The sequence below is a fragment of the Pseudoalteromonas sp. QJM3NY_22 genome (genome assembly GCF_056173065.1).
On the sequence record NZ_CM149655.1, the window covers coordinates 2,064,687 to 2,082,645 of the forward strand.

Genomic DNA, 17,959 nt, shown 5'->3' on the forward strand with positions numbered 1-17,959 from the left:
ATCCTAATTAATTCTATTAAAGTGACGTTTAATCCAATAAAGCGATACATTTTTTAAGCGAATGGATAAATACATCTACATCTTCAAAGGTATTGTAAAAGGTTAAACTAGCTCTAACTGTTCCATTAACGCCTAAATGTGCCATTAAAGGTTGTGTACAATGGTGTCCGCTCCTTACTGCAACCCCATATCCGTCAAGTAAAGTTGCCAAATCGTAAGGATGTTCATTATTAAAGTTAAAACAGAGTGTACCAATATTGTCAGATAGGTTGCTATACATTGTAATACCCTTAATCATTACCAATTTTTTTGCTGCATAATTAAATAATTTTTGCTCGTAGCGCTGAATTTTACCGTGGTCTAATTCATTTAAATAGTCTAATGCAGCACTAAAGCCTAAAACGCCGGAAATATTCGGTGTGCCGGTTTCAAATTTTGCAGGTGCTGGGCGATAAGTACTGTGGGTTAAATATACTTTATCGATCATTTCACCGCCTGATTGATATATATCTAAGGCGTTTAATTCCTCATATCGACCATAAAGTACACCTAAGCCTGTTGGACCAAGCATTTTATGGCTTGAGCAGACATAAAAATCACAGTTTAATTCCCGTAAATCAGGTTTTAAATGCAGTGCACCTTGCGCACCATCGACTAAAACAAGTGAATTCACCTCTTTTGCAGCTACAATTAGTGGCTTTAAATCAGTGATATTACCGAGTGTGTTCGATGCTTGTGTAATAGCTAATAAGGCAGGTTCTGTTTCTTTTATAAATTCACAGCATTCTTGTGTGTTTAGCGTGCCGTTTTTATTAAGCGGCAGCGATACTAATTTAGCACCTGTTTGTTGACTCACTATTTGCCAAGGCACTATGTTTGCATGATGCTCAAGTGGAGATATCATTATGGTATGACTTTTATCTAAACGCTTTTTTAAGCCGTTAGCGACCAAGTTTATTGCCTCTGTAGCGCCTTTTGTCCAAACAATCTCGTGGCTGAACACATTAAAATACTGAGCCATTTTATCTCGTGCTTGCTCGTATAAATTAGTAGCTTGTTCGCTGAGCGAGTGACGGCCACGGTGTACATTTGCGTTTTGAGAAGTGTAAAACTCAGTAATTGCATTAATAACTGATTGAGGCTTTTGCGAGGTTGCAGCTGAGTCTAAATAAACAAGCGGGTAGCCGTTTATAGTTTGATTTAAGGTAGGGAAGTCACTTCGAATTTTATTTATGTCAAACTCTAAAACAGTCATTAGCTTCATCAATGTAGTCATTTTAAGGCGAGAATTGTAGACACTTTTTTATTATTCTCAAGTAACAAATAATAAAAAAGGCCGCAAAGCGGCCTTTTAAAATATTCAAACAATACTAAAGCGGATTAGCGCTTATCAGTTGATACGTAGTCACGTGCAGTGTAACCAGTATAAAGCTGACGAGGGCGGCTTATCTTATGACCAGGTTGAGATAACATCTCGTCCCAGTGAGTGATCCAACCAACAGTACGTGCCATTGCAAAAATAACAGTGAACATGCTTGTTGGAATACCAATCGCTTTTAAGATAATACCTGAGTAGAAATCTACGTTAGGGTAAAGTTTCTTCTCTACGAAGTACGGGTCTTCTAGCGCGATTTTCTCAAGTTTCATTGCAATATCAAGCAATGGATCTTGGATATTAAGCTCAGCTAAAACTTCATGACACGTTTGACGCATTACTGTAGCGCGTGGGTCAAAGTTTTTGTAAACGCGGTGACCAAAGCCCATAAGGCGGAACGGGTCAGCTTTATCTTTAGCTTTTGCTACATATTCATCGATACGGTCAACAGAACCGATTTCTTCTAACATGTTTAAGCATGCTTCATTAGCGCCGCCGTGAGCAGGGCCCCAAAGAGAAGCAATACCAGCAGCAATACAAGCGTATGGGTTAGCACCAGATGAACCTGCAAGACGTACTGTAGACGTTGATGCATTTTGTTCATGGTCAGCATGAAGCATGAATATTTTATCCATTGCTTTAGCTGTTATAGGGTTAACTTTATATTCTTCAGCAGGTACAGAGAACATCATATGTAAGAAGTTTTCTGCATAACTTAAATCATTACGTGGGTATACAAACGGTTGGCCGATGTTTGTTTTATAAGCCATTGCAGCAATAGTTGGTAACTTAGCAACTAGCTTAACTGCGCTTGTTTTACGTTGTTCTGCATCAGTAATATCAAGGTCTTCATGATAAAAAGATGATAACGCACCCACTACACCACAAAGCATTGCCATTGGGTGAGCGTCAAAGCGGAAACCTTGGAAAAAGTTAGCAATCTTCTCGTCAAGCATAGTGCTTGTAGTGATTTCATTCTTAAAAACTTCGTATTGTTCTTTAGAAGGTAATTCACCATTTAACAGTAAATAACATAACTCAATGTAGTTTGAGTCGTCAGCTAATTGTTCGATTGGGTAACCGCGGTGAAGTAAAATGCCTTTACCACCATCAATGTAGGTGATTGCAGATTCACAAGAACCAGTTGACATGAAACCTGGGTCATAAGTAAAGTGACCATGTGAACCGAGCGTTCGTACGTCGATTACATCTTGGCCAGCAGTGCCTTGATAAATTGGAAGTTCGATTGGATCTAGTCCATCAATTTGGACTGTGGCTTTTTTATCTGCCATCGTTATGTATCTCCTATTAAGATATCTATTCTGATTTTTAGATTTTTAAAGTTCTGAAATCTGTTTTAAGCACATCTTTGCATTTTAACGTGAAAGAGGGGTGTAAAGTCAATTTTTATAAACATTATGCATATATGTATAATAAATATTCTGTATTAATTAAATATAATACCATTGGCTAATTCGCAAACATCTATAAATAAACAAGAATTGTAAAAAGCCCTGTGGGTATATATACTAACAGTGGTTTTAAACCGCATTGTATTTGGGTAAACATTTTTTTACAGCTTAACTTTTGCTTAAATGTGAACTTTAACTGTTTTAATACGTTTACTTTGATAGTTCCACCAGTAATATTTGGTGGGTTTTTAGAAAAGCAAGTAGATGAGCTCCACTGCGAGCAAGATGGGCAAGTAACTGTGAAAAAGCAAAGACCTGTAAATCTAGATCTAACAACTATATCTATGCCGGCAACGGCTAAAGCGTCAATATTTCACCGCGTCACCGGTGTTGCATTATTTTTTGCTTTAACGTTTGTCATTTGGGCTTGGTCTGAGTCTCTCTCTTCAGCTGAAAGTTTTGAATTCGTCAAGGGTCTGTTTAACGGATTCATTGCCAAATTTATAGCTTGGGGCACTGTTTCTGTATTAGGTTATCATCTTATTGGTGGTATACGTCATATGATTATGGATATGGGACATTGGGAAGAACTCGAATCAGGTAACCTCAGCGCTAAAGTTTCAATGGCTCTTGGTGTTGTGTTTGCCGTATTGGCAGGGGTGTGGATATGGTTTTAAATCAAGCAACTCTTAAACGTGATGGTGTACAAGATTTCGTATCTTTACGTACCACGGCATTAATAATCAGCGCTTATGCGATTTTTATTATCGGCTATTTTTTAGCGACGCCAGAAGTCACTTTCGAAGCCTGGACAGGCCTCTTCTCTAACCTAGCAATGAAAGGGTTTACATTAATTACCCTTGTGTGCGTTATGGTTCATACCCGCATTGGCCTTTGGCAAGTTCTTACAGACTATGTTAAGTGTGCGAAGTTACGTGCTGTTTTAGGTTTTATATTAAACCTAATGGCCGTTGCGTACGTAGCTATTGGTCTAATTGTATTATGGGGTGTTTAAGTGAAATATTCTGTTCGTGAATTTGACGCCGTAGTAATTGGTGCAGGTGGTGCAGGTATGCGCGCTGCTTTAGCAATTACTGAATCTGGCAAAACGTGTGCATTAATTTCTAAAGTATTTCCAACTCGCTCACACACTGTATCTGCACAAGGTGGTATTACAGTAGCGCTTGGTAATTCACACGAAGACAACTGGGAATGGCATATGTACGATACCGTTAAAGGTTCCGATTTTATCGGTGACCAAGACGCTATTGAATACATGTGTCAAACTGGCCCAGAAGCGATTACCGAATTAGAAAACATGGGTTTACCATTTTCTCGTTTTGAAAATGGCCGTGTTTACCAACGTCCTTTCGGTGGTCAATCGAAAAACTTTGGTGGTGAACAAGCCGCACGTACTGCAGCAGCTGCTGACCGTACTGGTCACGCGCTATTACACCTTCTATATCAACAAAACGTTAAAAACAAAACAAATGTATTCTCTGAATGGTATGCACTTGATTTAGTTAAAAACGATAATGGTGATGTGGTAGGGTGTACTGCAATTGAGATTGAGACAGGTGAAGTTACCTTCTTCAAATCTAAAGCTGTTGTATTAGCTACTGGTGGTGCAGGTCGTATATTCGCATCAACCACTAATGCTCACATTAACACTGGTGACGGTGTTGGTATGGCAACACGTGCTGGTATTTCTATGCAAGACATGGAAATGTGGCAGTTCCACCCAACGGGTATCGCAGGTGCTGGTACGCTAGTAACTGAAGGTTGTCGTGGTGAAGGCGGTTATCTTTTAAATAAAGATGGCGAACGCTTCATGGAACGTTACGCACCAAACGCAAAAGACTTAGCGTCTCGCGACGTTGTTGCACGTTCAATGATGACTGAAATCCGTGAAGGTCGTGGTTGTGATGGTCCTTGGGGTCCACATCTTAAGTTAAAACTTGACCACTTAGGTGAAGAAACACTTAACTTACGTCTTCCTGGCGTATGTGACCTTGCTAAAACATTTGCTCACGTTGACCCTGCAAAAGAGCCAATTCCAGTAATTCCAACGTGTCATTATATGATGGGTGGTGTTCCTACTAATGTAAATGGACAAGCGCTACAAATCGATGCTCAAGGCAACGAAACAGTAGTTCAAGGTTTATTTGCAGTAGGTGAGATTGCCTGTGTATCTGTACACGGTGCAAACCGCTTAGGTGGTAACTCATTACTTGATTTAGTTGTGTTTGGTCGTGCTGCGGGTAACTTCTTAGGTAAGTACCTAAATGACGTTGAAATATCTAAAGCTGCTTCAGAATCAGACTTAGAAGCGTCTCTTGCACGTTACAATCGTTGGGAAAATTCAACGGCTGGCCAAGGTGAAGATCCAGTTCAAATCAAAAAAGACCTACAACAATGTATGCAGCTTAACTTCTCGGTATTCCGTGAAGGTGACTCAATGGCTGCAGGTCTTCAAGAACTTAAAGAAATTCGCGAACGTCTTCAACATGCTCGTCTTGATGATAAATCATCAGACTTCAACACGCAGCGTATCGAATGTCTTGAACTAGACAACTTAATGGAAACAGCTTACTCAACTGCAGTAGCTGCAAACTTCCGTACAGAAAGCCGTGGTGCACATTCTCGCTTTGACTACCCAGATCGTGATGACGAAAACTGGTTATGTCACTCAGTATTCAATCCTGTAACGGATGAAATGAGCAAGCGTGATGTAAACTATGCGCCTAAAACGCGTGAAGCTTTCCCACCTAAAGCACGTGTTTACTAGGAGATAGACGATGGCACAAGTACAATTTTCAGTTTATCGTTATAATCCAGATGTTGACAACGCTCCTCGTATGCAAGAATACACCTTGCAAACAGAGGAAGGTCACGACATGATGGTGTTGGATGCACTTATTCTTTTAAAAGAACAAGATCCTACATTATCTTTCCGTCGTTCATGCCGTGAAGGTGTGTGTGGATCTGATGGTGTTAACATGAATGGTAAAAATGGTTTAGCATGTATTACTCCTTTATCTACGCTACAAAAAAATGGCAAAGGTAAAATCGTAGTACGTCCATTACCAGGTTTACCTGTGGTTCGTGACCTTGTTATTGACATGAGTCAGTTCTACACTCAATACGAAAAAGTAAAACCTTATTTAATTAATGATCAGCCTGCTGCAGGCGAACGTCTTCAAACCATCGAAGAGCGTGATAAATTAGATGGGCTTTATGAGTGTATTTTGTGTGCATGTTGTTCGACATCGTGTCCTTCGTTCTGGTGGAATCCAGACAAGTTCATTGGTCCAGCAGGGCTTCTTCACGCTTACCGTTTCTTGGCTGATAGCCGAGATACAGCAACTGAAGAACGTTTAGCGGATTTAGACGATGCGTTCAGTGTGTTCCGTTGCCACAGTATCATGAACTGTGTTAGCGTTTGTCCTAAGGGTCTTAACCCGACTAAAGCAATTGGGCAAATCAAATCTATGTTATTAAACCGAGCGGTTTGATTACTTAGTAAACGTAAGATGGCTAATACAGATTATTAGCCATCTTGTTATGATAACTATTAATTTCTGCGCTAAAGAAAAGGGCTTATAAATGCACGAAGGTGTGATGAAGGCATGGCTAGAATCTTCACATTTAAACGGCGGTAACGTTGCTTATGTAGAAGAGCTTTATGAAGCGTATTTAGACGATGCGACTTCTGTGCCAGAAGAATGGCGAGAAGTGTTCGAACAATTACCTAAAGTTAATGGTGTGGATGTTGAAGTAAAACATTCAGAAGTTCGAGCGCAGTTTGCACAGCTTGCCAAAAACAAGCATAGAGAAGTAGTGGTAGCAGAGGGTAGTGGCGGTGACCTTAAACAGGTTAAAGTTCTACAACTTATTAATGCTTTCCGTTTTCGTGGACACCAAAATGCAAACCTAGATCCATTAGGTATTTGGGAACGAGAACGTGTACGAGATTTAGAGCTAGATTACCACGACTTATCAGCAGCTGATTTTGACCGCGAATTTAATGTAGGATCGTTTGCCGTTGGCCGCGATACTATGCCTTTAGGTGAACTATACCAAGCACTAAAAACTACATATTGTGGTTCGATTGGCGCCGAGTATATGCACATCACATCGACAGAAGAAAAACGTTGGTTACAACAGCGTTTAGAATCTGTTCAGTCTAGGCCTAAATTCGAAAAAGAAGAAAAGCTGCGTATCCTAAAAGGATTAACGGCAGCTGATGGTCTTGAAAAATATTTAGGGGCTAAGTTCCCAGGTGCTAAGCGTTTCTCACTTGAAGGTGGCGATGCATTAGTTCCAATGTTAAAAGAGCTTATTCACCGCGCTGGTGAAAGCGGCCAACAAGAAGCTGTCATTGGTATGGCTCACCGTGGTCGTTTAAATGTGCTTGTGAACGTACTAGGTAAAAATCCATCAGAGTTGTTTGATGAGTTTGCTGGTAAACACAAAGAAACATTAAGTTCTGGTGATGTTAAATACCACATGGGTTATTCATCTGACTTTGCTACTAAAGGTGGCAATGTTCATATGGCGCTTGCGTTTAACCCGTCTCATCTTGAAATTGTAAATCCAGTAGTTATGGGCTCAGTTCGTGCTCGTTTAGATCGCTTAGGTGACAGCTCTGGTATTAAAGCGCTACCAATCACAATTCATGGTGATTCTGCGGTTACAGGTCAAGGTGTTGTACAAGAAACGTTTAACTTATCACAAACTAACGCGTTTAGTTGTGGTGGTAGTATTCGTATTGTTGTAAATAACCAAGTTGGTTTTACTACATCAAAACAAGACGACGTACGCTCTACTGATTACTGTACTGACATTGCTAAAATGGTTCAGTCACCTATCTTCCACGTTAATTCTGATGACCCTGAAGCAGTTGCATTTGTTACTCAACTTGCACTTGATTTCAGAAACCAGTTTAAGCGTGACGTAGTAATCGATTTAGTGTGTTATCGTCGCCATGGTCACAACGAAGCTGATGAGCCTAATGCTACGCAGCCTTTAATGTACCAAAAAATTAAAAAGCATCCAGTTCCACGTTTAATCTATGCCGATCAACTTATTGCTGAAGGTTCTTTTTCTGAACAAGAAATAAAAGCCTTAGCCGATGAGTATCGTAACGCATTAGATGAAGGAAATCGTGTTGTTTCAGAAATTCAGCCAGAGACATCACATTCTTCAGATTGGGCAAAGTATGTTGGCCATGAATGGGATGTTGATTACGATGCCAGCGTACCTGTTGAAGAGCTCAAGACACTTGGTGAGAAAATTGCTTCTTATCCTGAGCAATATAAAGCACAGTCACGCGTTAAAAAGATTTACGATGATCGTAAGTTAATGGCTTCTGGTGAGAAGCCTCTTGATTGGGGTATGGCAGAAACACTTGCTTATGCAACAATTGCAACTGAAGGTACTGACATCCGTTTGACGGGCCAAGATTCAGGTCGTGGAACATTCTTTCATCGTCATGCTGTTGTTCACAGTCAATCAGATGGTGCTACTTATACACCTCTACAGCACTTAAGTGAAGATCAAGGTACTTTCCAAGTATTTGACTCTGTTTTATCTGAAGAAGCTGTCGTTGCTTTTGAATATGGTTATGCAACAGCTGAGCCTACGTCATTAGTACTTTGGGAAGCGCAATTTGGTGACTTTGCCAACGGTGCACAAGTTGTATTTGACCAATTTTTAAGTTCTGGTGAGCAAAAGTGGGGCCGTTTATGTGGTCTGACAATTTTGTTACCACATGGCTACGAAGGTCAAGGTCCAGAGCATAGTTCAGCACGCTTAGAGCGTTTTCTACAACTATGTGCTGATCACAACATGCAAGTATGTGTTCCGTCTACTCCGGCACAAGTTTACGCTATGCTTCGTCGTCAATCAGTTCGGCCACTTCGTCGTCCACTGATTGTTATGACGCCTAAGTCGTTACTGCGTCACCCTCTTGCTACTTCATCGCTTGAAGAGCTTTCGCACGGTGTTTTCCATAATATGATCGACGAAGTTGATGATATTAACCCTGAGAAAGTAGAACGTGTTGTATTTTGTAGTGGTAAAGTTTACTACGAGCTATTACAAGAGCGTCGCAAACTTGAACAAGATAATGTTGCTATTGTTCGTGTTGAGCAGTTATATCCGTTCCCACACGACGAAATGCAAACAATTATGGAGCGTTACCAACACGTAACTGATTTTGTATGGTGTCAAGAAGAGCCACAAAACCAAGGTGCATGGTACTGTTCACAACATCACTTTATTGATGCAATCCCACAAGGTGCTAAATTAAAATATGCAGGGCGTAAAGCGTCTGCATCACCAGCGTGTGGTTACATGTCAGTACATACTAAAGAACAACAAGCGCTCGTTGCCGACGCGCTTACTATAGAAAATAAAGGATAAGCAATGAGCACAGAAATTAAAGTTCCTGTTCTTCCTGAGTCGGTTGCAGATGCTACCGTTGCTACATGGCATGTAAGTGTTGGCGACAAAGTAACTCGTGATCAAAACTTAGTAGACATTGAAACAGATAAAGTGGTTTTAGAAGTTGTTGCACAGCATGACGGTGTAATTACAGAAATATCACAAGAAGAAGGTGCAACCGTACTTGGCGATCAAGTTATGGGTTTACTTGGTGATGCTGATGCAGCGCCAGCAAGTGAAGGTTCATCTAAAGAAGAATCAGCACCCGCTAAATCAGAAGACGCGCCAGCGCCGCAATCAGCACCAGAAGGTAAAGAAGTGGACATTAAAGTACCTGTACTTCCAGAATCAGTTGCAGACGCAACAATTGCTACATGGCATGTACAACCAGGTGACGCAGTAACACGCGACCAAAACTTGGTAGATATTGAAACAGATAAAGTTGTTCTTGAAGTAGTAGCTCAAGAAGATGGCATCATGGGTGATATCATTCACAACGAAGGCGATACTGTACTCGGCGAGCAAGTAATTGGTTCGGTTAAAGCAGGCGGTGCACCATCGGCTCCAGCTGCAAAAGCAGACGCAGCGCCAGCAGCAGATTCAAGCGAAAGCTCTGATGTGTTAACACCATCAGTTCGTCGTTTAATTGCTGAGAAAGGCCTAGACGCTTCTAAAATTAACGGCACAGGTAAAAATGGCCGTGTAACTAAAGAAGACGTTGATACATTCTTAAAAGCACCCGCACCAGCGGCTAAAAAAGCAGAAGCTTCAGCTCCTGCAGCATCGATGGGCGACCGCACTCAAAAACGTGTTCCTATGACTCGTTTACGTAAAACGATTGCTACACGCCTTCTTGAAGCTAAAAATTCAACTGCAATGTTAACAACATTCAACGAAGTGAACATGGAACCAATCATGAGCCTTCGTAAGCAGTACCAAGAAGTATTTGAAAAGCGCCATGGTATTCGTTTAGGTTTCATGTCTTTCTACGTGAAAGCGGTAACTGAAGCACTTAAACGCTTCCCTGATGTTAATGCATCAATTGATGGTGACGATATTGTTTACCATAACTATTTTGATATCAGCATTGCAGTATCTACTCCACGTGGACTAGTTACTCCGGTACTTAAAGATTGTGACAAACTATCTGTTGCTGAAATCGAAAAGGGTATTCGTGAATTAGCACTTAAAGGTCGTGATGGTAAGCTAACGCTTGCAGATATGACCGGCGGTAATTTCACTATCACTAATGGTGGCGTATTTGGTTCATTACTATCTACACCTATCATTAACTTGCCACAGTCTTCAATCTTGGGTATGCATAAAATTCAAGACCGTCCAATGGCTGTAAATGGTAAAGTTGAAATACTACCTATGATGTATTTAGCACTTTCTTATGATCATCGCATCATTGATGGTAAAGAATCTGTTGGTTTCTTAGTAACTATTAAAGAGTTACTTGAAGATCCAACACGCTTATTGCTAGATGTTTAATCTAGTTGTATGAAATGTAAGCTGTGAATGAACATTCACAGCTTTTTTTTTGCGCCTTTGGTCGTACTGGGGTTTTCATGTTAAGCCTTGGGATCTATACTAGGTGCGCAATTTGGGATAGTTGTTTATTTTCAAAAATATTCAGCTCTTTTAGTATAAAAAATTGGATAAAGCATCATGAATTTGCATGAGTATCAGGCAAAACAACTTTTTGCCGAATATGGTTTACCAGTTTCTCAAGGTTTCGCTTGCGATACACCTGAAGAAGCTGCAGCAGCTGCTGAAAAAATCGGCGGTGATATGTGGGTTGTTAAAACTCAGGTTCACGCAGGTGGACGTGGTAAAGCTGGCGGTGTAAAGCTAGTAAAAACTATCGACGAAGTAAAAGCGTTTGCAGCTAACTGGTTGGGTAAAAACCTAGTTACTTACCAAACAGACGAGAAAGGCCAGCCAGTAGCTAAAATTTTAGTTGAAAGCTGTACTGACATTGCTAACGAATTGTACCTAGGTGCAGTAGTTGACCGTGCATCTCGCAAAGTAGTTTTCATGGCGTCTACTGAAGGCGGCGTTGAAATTGAAACTGTTGCAGAAGAAACACCAGAGCTTATCCACAAAGCTGAAATCGACCCGTTAGTAGGTCCTCAAGCTTACCAAGCACGTGAACTAGGCTTCAAATTGGGTCTTAACCCAGTACAAATGAAGCAGTTTGTTAAGATCTTTATGGGTCTTGGTAAAATGTTTACTGATTTTGATTTCGCACTACTTGAAATCAACCCGTTAGTAATTACAGACGAAGGTAACCTTCACTGTCTTGACGGAAAAATCGGTATTGATGGTAATGCACTTTACCGTCAACCTAAAATCCGTGAGTTCCACGATCCATCTCAAGAAGATGCACGTGAAGCACACGCAGCAAGCTTCGAGCTTAACTACGTTGCTCTAGATGGCAATGTTGGTTGTATGGTTAACGGTGCAGGCCTAGCAATGGGTACTATGGACATCGTAAACCTACACGGCGGCAAACCGGCTAACTTCCTAGATGTTGGCGGCGGCGCGACTAAAGAACGTGTTTCTGAAGCATTCAAAATCATTCTTTCTGACGACAATGTTAAAGCTGTTTTAGTTAACATCTTTGGCGGTATCGTTCGTTGTGACATGATTGCTGAAGGCATCATTGGCGCAGTTAAAGAAGTTGGCGTAAACGTACCTGTAGTTGTACGTTTAGAAGGTACTAATGCTGAACTAGGTCGTGAAGTTCTAGCTAAGTCTGACCTTAACATCATCGCTGCTGAATCACTAACAGACGCTGCTGAGAAAGTTGTTGCTGCTGCGGAGGGCAAATAATGTCTGTATTAATCAATAAAGATACAAAAGTTATCTGTCAAGGTTTCACTGGTGGCCAAGGTACTTTCCACTCTGAGCAAGCGCTTGAGTACGGTACACAAATGGTTGGTGGTGTAAGCCCTGGTAAAGGCGGTCAAACGCACCTTGGTCTTCCTGTATTCAACACAGTTCGTGATGCTGTTCAAGAAACTGGCGCAACTGCTTCAGTTATCTATGTACCAGCTCCTTTTTGTAAAGATGCAATTTTAGAAGCTATCGATGCTGGCATCGAGCTGATTGTTTGTATCACTGAAGGTATCCCTACACTTGATATGGTTGACGTTAAAGTTAAACTAGATCAAACAGGTACTCGCATGATCGGTCCTAACTGTCCAGGTGTTATTACTCCTGGTGAAACTAAGATTGGTATCATGCCTGGTCACATCCACAAACCTGGTAAAGTAGGTATTGTTTCTCGCTCTGGTACTTTAACGTACGAAGCGGTTAAGCAAACTACTGATGCTGGTTTTGGTCAGTCTACGTGTGTTGGTATTGGTGGTGATCCAATTCCAGGTACTAACTTTATCGACGTTTTAGAAATGTTCGAAAAAGATCCACAAACTGAAGCAATCGTAATGATTGGTGAAATTGGTGGTACTGCAGAAGAAGAAGCTGCAGAGTACATCAAAGCTAACGTAACTAAACCTGTAGTATCTTACATTGCTGGTGTTACTGCACCAGAAGGTAAGCGTATGGGTCACGCTGGCGCAATCATCGCAGGCGGTAAAGGTACTGCTGATGAGAAATTTGCTGCATTAGAAGCTGCGGGCGTAAAAACTGTACGTTCACTTGCTGAAATCGGTAAAGCACTTAAAGAGAAAACAGGCTGGTAATTGCTTGTTCCCTCTGAAAGGCCCGCTTATGCGGGCCTTTTTGTTATTGGGTTAAATTTAGAATGGATAACTAATGTGCTGAAAGAAGCGCACAGACAAATCTTGTCGTTGTTTATTTATAGCAAGCTCTTCACATAAAGCGTGAACCGTTTTTTCTACTTGGTTCATGAAGCGCCCATACCCAATCTCATGCTTATCTTGGTTTGTCGCAACGACAACGAAATGGATGGTTTCTACTAGTTTAGTTTCATCATAAAAATATTTAATCTGACTTTCATTTGATTCAACATCAAAACTTAATTTCTGCAATTCTACATTGCCTTCATTTTTATCTATTTTACTGTTACGGATAATTGGTATTGCACCATTGGCAACCATTGCGCCATGCGTTAGTTTATTAATTTCACATGCGCGTTTAAAGCTATCAGCAAAGTAGTCATAAAACTTTTTAAAATCCTGATCGTTTACCATTGTTTGAAACTGTGTTTTGATTGCACGAGAAATTGGAATAGTAAAAGTCGTGTAAGTCATTTCAGCATAGTCACCCGGTATATTGCATTGCCTCGACTGATAACGAGGGTAGAGGCTTCTTAGCTTATAACCATAACTTTCTTTATTGCCTTTGTCTTTAGCAAACAAATCGTAAGTAAGATGCTGGTGATCGCGAAGTTTAAATTGAGGTTGATTTAGAAATAATTGCTCTTGTAAAAGGGTCAATACTTTTTGTACTTTATTGTGAAACAAAGCTGAATTCGCACGTAAGTCCTCACCGGTGGCTAAAAAAAGTAAACGTATTTTTTTACTTTTCGTGTTTGGTGTGTAATAAAGTTTATGCGCTTCGTGATAGCGAGGATTATAAAAAAACAGCATCTGCTTATCCGTTTCTAACTGGTATGACTCATCATGAAATCGTACAACCGGTAGCTTATCGTTGGCAAGTAAATGTACATTATGAAGCTCATATTCATCACAACATGCAAATAGTTGACGCGCAATGCGCTCGTAGCAACAATCTATAGTGGTAAAACTACTGTAAAACGCTTCACTAGGTGTTATTTCAGCCAATAAATAGTGATTAGCGCGTGCGTTTGTTGGAATATATACGCGGTGTTGATTAAGTGTAGCCATCTTCGGATCCTTATAAAGTAGGTTATTCGATTACTATAATCGGTTTTGATGACTTAAATATTGCGTTAAAACAAATTTTATTCATAAACAATGGAACCTGTGGATTAAAGTTAATCAATATCTAAAATAAACCTTAATCTATTGCTGTATGTTAGTGTATGTTTTTGTAATAATGCATTAGTTTTGTTATTACGTAATATTAGAGGATCACACTCCTATGGCGGAAATTGAGAATCGCCCAAGTAACTTTATTAGAACCCGAATTGATGAAGACTTAGCAAGCGGGAAACATGCTACAACGCATACACGTTTTCCACCTGAACCAAATGGTTTTTTACATATTGGTCATGCAAAATCAATTTGCTTAAATTTTGGTATCGCAAAAGACTACAACGGTTTATGTAACCTACGTTTTGACGATACAAACCCTGAAAAAGAAGACATTAACTACGTAAATTCTATTAAAGAGGATGTACAGTGGTTAGGTTTTAATTGGGATGGCGATATAAAGTATTCTTCTAACTATTTTGATACTTTATATGGTTACGCAGTTGAGCTAATAAATAAAGGCTTAGCGTACGTTTGTTTTTTAACTGCAGACGAAGCGCGACAGTACCGTGGTACATTAAAAGAGCCAGGTAAAAACAGTCCATATAGAGACACGTCAGTTGAAGAAAACCTAGCGTTATTTGAAAAAATGCGTGCTGGTGAATTCAAAGAGGGTGAATGTGTTCTGCGTGCTAAAATTGATATGGCAAGCTCATTTATGGTGCTTCGCGATCCAATTATTTACCGTGTGCGTTTTGCGCACCATCATCAAACAGCTGATAAGTGGTGCATTTACCCTATGTATGACTTCACGCACTGTATTTCTGATGCGCTTGAAGGTATTACACATTCGTTATGTACATTAGAGTTCCAAGATAACCGCCGTTTATACGACTGGGTACTTGATAACATCAGTTTAGAATGTCACCCGCAACAAATTGAGTTCTCACGTTTAAATCTTGAATATACAATTATGTCTAAGCGTAAGCTTAGTGATTTAGTGGTTAATAACCATGTAGAAGGGTGGGATGACCCACGTATGCCTACAATTGCAGGTTTACGTCGTCGTGGCTATACACCAGGTTCAATTCGTGAATTTTGTTTGCGTATTGGTGTAACAAAACAAGAGAATATGGTCGAAATGGGCATGCTTGAAGCGTGTATCCGTGAAGACTTAAACGAAAATGCACCACGTGCAATGGCTGTACTCGATCCTGTTGAAATCGTTATTGAAAACTACGATGCAGACAAGGTTGAAATTTTATCTGTGGCTAATCACCCAAATAAAGAAGAAATGGGTCGTCGTGATGTACCGTTTACGCGTGAAATTTATATCGAACGTGAAGACTTCAAAGAAGAAGCAAATAACAAATTCAAACGTTTAGTACTTGATAAAGAAGTACGCTTACGTGGTGCTTATGTTATTAAAGCGCAGCGTGTTGAAAAAGACGAAAATGGCGAAATCACAACTATCTTCTGTACTTACGACAGCGAAACACTTGGTAAAAACCCAAGTGATGGACGTAAAGTAAAAGGCGTTATTCACTGGGTTTCAGCACCAGAGTCTATCACTGCAGAAGTGCGTTTATACGACCGTTTGTTTAGCGTACCAAACCCAGCAGCTGCTGATGAGTTCGAAACAACACTAAACCCGGAGTCATTGGTTGTTTTGCCAAACGCTAAATTAGAGCCATCGCTTGCTGATTCTCAAGCAGAGCAGGGCTTTCAGTTTGAGCGTACGGGTTATTTTTCTCGTGATTCTAAATCAGAGAACGTTGTATTTAACCAAACAGTGGGTCTTCGCGATTCATGGTCTAAAACTCAATAAGTAATACCAATTCGCTTAATTAAGTGATCTATTTTGAGGCTGGAAAAACGTGTTGATAGCTAGGCAAAAAATTCGCTATTTAGTTGTTCTAAATGAGCATTTTTTAACGCAGGTAGCGACACGTTTAGCCCCGCAAAATGATTAAGTATTATTGCGGATTGGTATAATACTTAAAATATCCCCAGTTTTTACTGGGTATATTCATTACAAGCGTATTTTAGACACAAAAAAACCTGCAATTAGCAGGTTTTTTATTGCTTTAAAAATCGCTATTAGCTGTTTGCGTCGCTAAACTCTTTACACGCTGCTTTATCATTACACTCACCGTATAAATACAAAGAATGATTTGTAAGGGTAATCCCATTTTCTTCAGCAATCTCAAGTTGACGACGTTCAATCATATCATCTTCAAACTCTACAACTTTACCACATTTCAAGCATACTAAATGATCGTGGTGCGTGCTTCCTGAAAGTTCAAATACTGATTTTCCACCTTCAAAGTGATGACGGCTTACAATACCTGCATCATCAAATTGGTTAAGTACACGGTACACAGTCGCAAGACCAATTTCTTCACCTAGATCCAAAAGAATTTTGTAAACATCTTCAGCACTGATGTGTTGGTTATCTGGAGATTGTAAAATCTCTAATATTTTAATACGCGGTAAAGTTACTTTTAAACCGGCTTTTTTAAGTTCCAAGTTATGATCAGTCATTAAATCTGTCTCAATTTTATTTGGTTATACTAGACATCTTGCAAAGATGTACACGACACATTAGCAATAAACAGGATAACGTGCCTAAGCGTTAAGTGCAAAGAACAATTGATTTATATTGCTATTAAAGCTTAAATCGCTAACTGTTTGATAGTATTTAAACAGCTCGCGACATATGTAGAAAATTAGTCAGCTAATTCACTTAAACACATTTCTTCATACACTTGAGCCGACCATGCTTTAACACGTTGCTCAGTTAGCTCTGGTTGACGGTCTTCGTCGATACCCAGGCCTACAAAGTGCTTCTCATCAGCCATGCCTTTAGACGCTTCAAAGTCATAGCTTTCGCTTGGCCAATGGCCCACAACAATAGCGCCGCGCTCAGTGACGATATCGTTGATCATACCCATTGCATCTAAAAAGTACTCTGCGTAATCTTCTTGGTCTCCACAACCAAAAATAGCCACAAGCTTACCTTCAAAGTCCACTTCCTCAAGCTCAGGGAAAAAGTCGTCCCAGTCACATTGCGCTTCGCCATAGTACCAAGTCGGAATACCGAATAAGATTAAATCAAATTCAGCTATCTCTTCTTTAGAGCTTTTTGCAATATCATGAACAGCCACTAGCTTTTTACCCAATTCTTTTTGGATCATTTTTGCTACGTGTTCTGTGTTACCTGTGTCACTTCCGAAAAAAATGCCTACACTTGCCATGGATTTAAAACCTTTTATGTATCAATAGCCAATCTTTCTTGTAAAATCGTTTCAATCAGCGCACTGCGGCTAATATTTTGTGCATCTGCCATATCACTTAATGCTTGATATAACTGTGATGAAACTTTAAATTCAACACGTTTTAAACCACGTGCTTTATCTCTTTTTATTTGATTACGCTTATTTACCTTTAACTGCATATCCCGTGAAAGGGGATTGGTTTTAGGTCTGCCTGGGCGTTTTTCGTATTCAAATAAATCGAGTGTAGTTCTATCTGTTTCTGACTTCGCCATGCTTAACCTACACCTGCGCCTTGCCAAAATACTTGAATAAGCCCTTTAGCAATAAAGCCTGAACAACCTAAAAAGAGCACGCCCCAGACAATGTATTGTCCGAACTTTGGTACATTACCACTTTTTAGTACGTCTTTAATTGCCATGCCGATGAATATGAAAATACCGGCTAAGCCAAAATACAACCCTAGGGTATCAAATTCGTTAATTAACTGACTGACCATCAACGTATAACCTTTAAATTAAACGGCGCGTACTATAGCATATAAATATTCATATATTTAGTGCG

At 40.0% G+C, this 17,959-nt stretch carries 16 protein-coding genes; 9 read left to right on the forward strand and 7 right to left on the reverse strand.

Annotated elements, in window-relative coordinates:
- Positions 1-28 precede the first annotated feature (28 nt).
- Positions 29-1,255, reverse strand: a complete 1,227-nt coding sequence (locus AC0VZ4_RS09210) for an aminotransferase class V-fold PLP-dependent enzyme (protein ID WP_475441635.1) — start codon at positions 1,253-1,255, stop codon at positions 29-31.
- Positions 1,256-1,380: 125 nt separating this feature from the next.
- Positions 1,381-2,667 carry a citrate synthase gene (locus AC0VZ4_RS09215; RefSeq protein WP_007375747.1) on the reverse strand — a complete coding sequence of 429 codons (1,287 nt, stop codon included), beginning with the start codon at positions 2,665-2,667 and terminating at the stop codon, positions 1,381-1,383.
- Positions 2,668-3,086: 419 nt separating this feature from the next.
- Here AC0VZ4_RS09215 and sdhC point away from each other — a divergent pair, with 419 nt between their 5' ends.
- The 8 genes from sdhC to sucD all read left to right on the forward strand — a co-directional run bounded on the left by sdhC (position 3,087) and on the right by sucD (position 12,944).
- Complete coding sequence (sdhC, locus tag AC0VZ4_RS09220; protein WP_076914908.1) at positions 3,087-3,464, forward strand: succinate dehydrogenase, cytochrome b556 subunit; 378 nt, start codon at positions 3,087-3,089, stop codon at positions 3,462-3,464.
- Positions 3,455-3,802 (forward strand): succinate dehydrogenase, hydrophobic membrane anchor protein, encoded by a 348-nt coding sequence (sdhD, locus tag AC0VZ4_RS09225; protein ID WP_007375749.1) that lies wholly within the window; start codon positions 3,455-3,457, stop codon positions 3,800-3,802. The genes sdhC and sdhD overlap by 10 nt, the downstream gene beginning before the upstream one ends.
- A complete protein-coding gene (sdhA, locus tag AC0VZ4_RS09230) occupies positions 3,803-5,575 on the forward strand; it encodes a succinate dehydrogenase flavoprotein subunit (RefSeq protein ID WP_007375750.1) in 1,773 nt (590 codons plus the stop codon).
- 10 nt (positions 5,576-5,585) lie between these two features.
- The gene (locus tag AC0VZ4_RS09235; RefSeq protein ID WP_007375751.1) at positions 5,586-6,302 is read left to right on the forward strand and encodes a succinate dehydrogenase iron-sulfur subunit; all 717 of its coding nucleotides are present in this window, start codon (positions 5,586-5,588) and stop codon (positions 6,300-6,302) included.
- Between the two features lie 91 nt (positions 6,303-6,393).
- The gene (sucA, locus tag AC0VZ4_RS09240) at positions 6,394-9,213 is read left to right on the forward strand and encodes a 2-oxoglutarate dehydrogenase E1 component (protein WP_475441534.1); all 2,820 of its coding nucleotides are present in this window, start codon (positions 6,394-6,396) and stop codon (positions 9,211-9,213) included.
- Positions 9,214-9,216: 3 nt separating this feature from the next.
- Entirely contained in the window at positions 9,217-10,728 is a 1,512-nt protein-coding gene (gene odhB / locus AC0VZ4_RS09245) for a 2-oxoglutarate dehydrogenase complex dihydrolipoyllysine-residue succinyltransferase (RefSeq protein ID WP_337151249.1), read from the forward strand.
- A gap of 177 nt (positions 10,729-10,905) precedes the next feature.
- Positions 10,906-12,072, forward strand: a complete 1,167-nt coding sequence (sucC, locus tag AC0VZ4_RS09250) for an ADP-forming succinate--CoA ligase subunit beta (protein WP_007375754.1) — start codon at positions 10,906-10,908, stop codon at positions 12,070-12,072.
- Positions 12,072-12,944: a succinate--CoA ligase subunit alpha gene (sucD, locus tag AC0VZ4_RS09255; protein ID WP_002961811.1), complete on the forward strand. Its 873-nt coding sequence runs from the start codon at positions 12,072-12,074 to the stop codon at positions 12,942-12,944. The genes sucC and sucD overlap by 1 nt, the downstream gene beginning before the upstream one ends.
- 57 nt (positions 12,945-13,001) lie before the next feature.
- On the opposite strand, the gene AC0VZ4_RS09260 is transcribed toward sucD, so the two are convergent.
- A complete protein-coding gene (locus AC0VZ4_RS09260; RefSeq protein WP_033039029.1) occupies positions 13,002-14,072 on the reverse strand; it encodes a DUF3083 family protein in 1,071 nt (356 codons plus the stop codon).
- Positions 14,073-14,289: 217 nt separating this feature from the next.
- On the opposite strand from AC0VZ4_RS09260, the gene glnS reads away from it, so the two are divergent.
- Positions 14,290-15,948: a glutamine--tRNA ligase gene (gene glnS / locus AC0VZ4_RS09265; RefSeq protein ID WP_337120408.1), complete on the forward strand. Its 1,659-nt coding sequence runs from the start codon at positions 14,290-14,292 to the stop codon at positions 15,946-15,948.
- A gap of 272 nt (positions 15,949-16,220) precedes the next feature.
- On the opposite strand, the gene fur is transcribed toward glnS, so the two are convergent.
- From fur to AC0VZ4_RS09285, 4 genes are all read right to left on the reverse strand, one after another.
- Positions 16,221-16,664 (reverse strand): ferric iron uptake transcriptional regulator, encoded by a 444-nt coding sequence (gene fur / locus AC0VZ4_RS09270; protein WP_002962922.1) that lies wholly within the window; start codon positions 16,662-16,664, stop codon positions 16,221-16,223.
- Positions 16,665-16,849: 185 nt separating this feature from the next.
- Positions 16,850-17,377, reverse strand: a complete 528-nt coding sequence (fldA, locus tag AC0VZ4_RS09275; protein WP_007375757.1) for a flavodoxin FldA — start codon at positions 17,375-17,377, stop codon at positions 16,850-16,852.
- Positions 17,378-17,391: 14 nt separating this feature from the next.
- Positions 17,392-17,670, reverse strand: a complete 279-nt coding sequence (ybfE, locus tag AC0VZ4_RS09280) for a LexA regulated protein (protein WP_002962928.1) — start codon at positions 17,668-17,670, stop codon at positions 17,392-17,394.
- Between the two features lie 2 nt (positions 17,671-17,672).
- A complete protein-coding gene (locus tag AC0VZ4_RS09285) occupies positions 17,673-17,894 on the reverse strand; it encodes a DUF2788 domain-containing protein (RefSeq protein ID WP_002962930.1) in 222 nt (73 codons plus the stop codon).
- Positions 17,895-17,959: the final 65 nt, after the last annotated feature.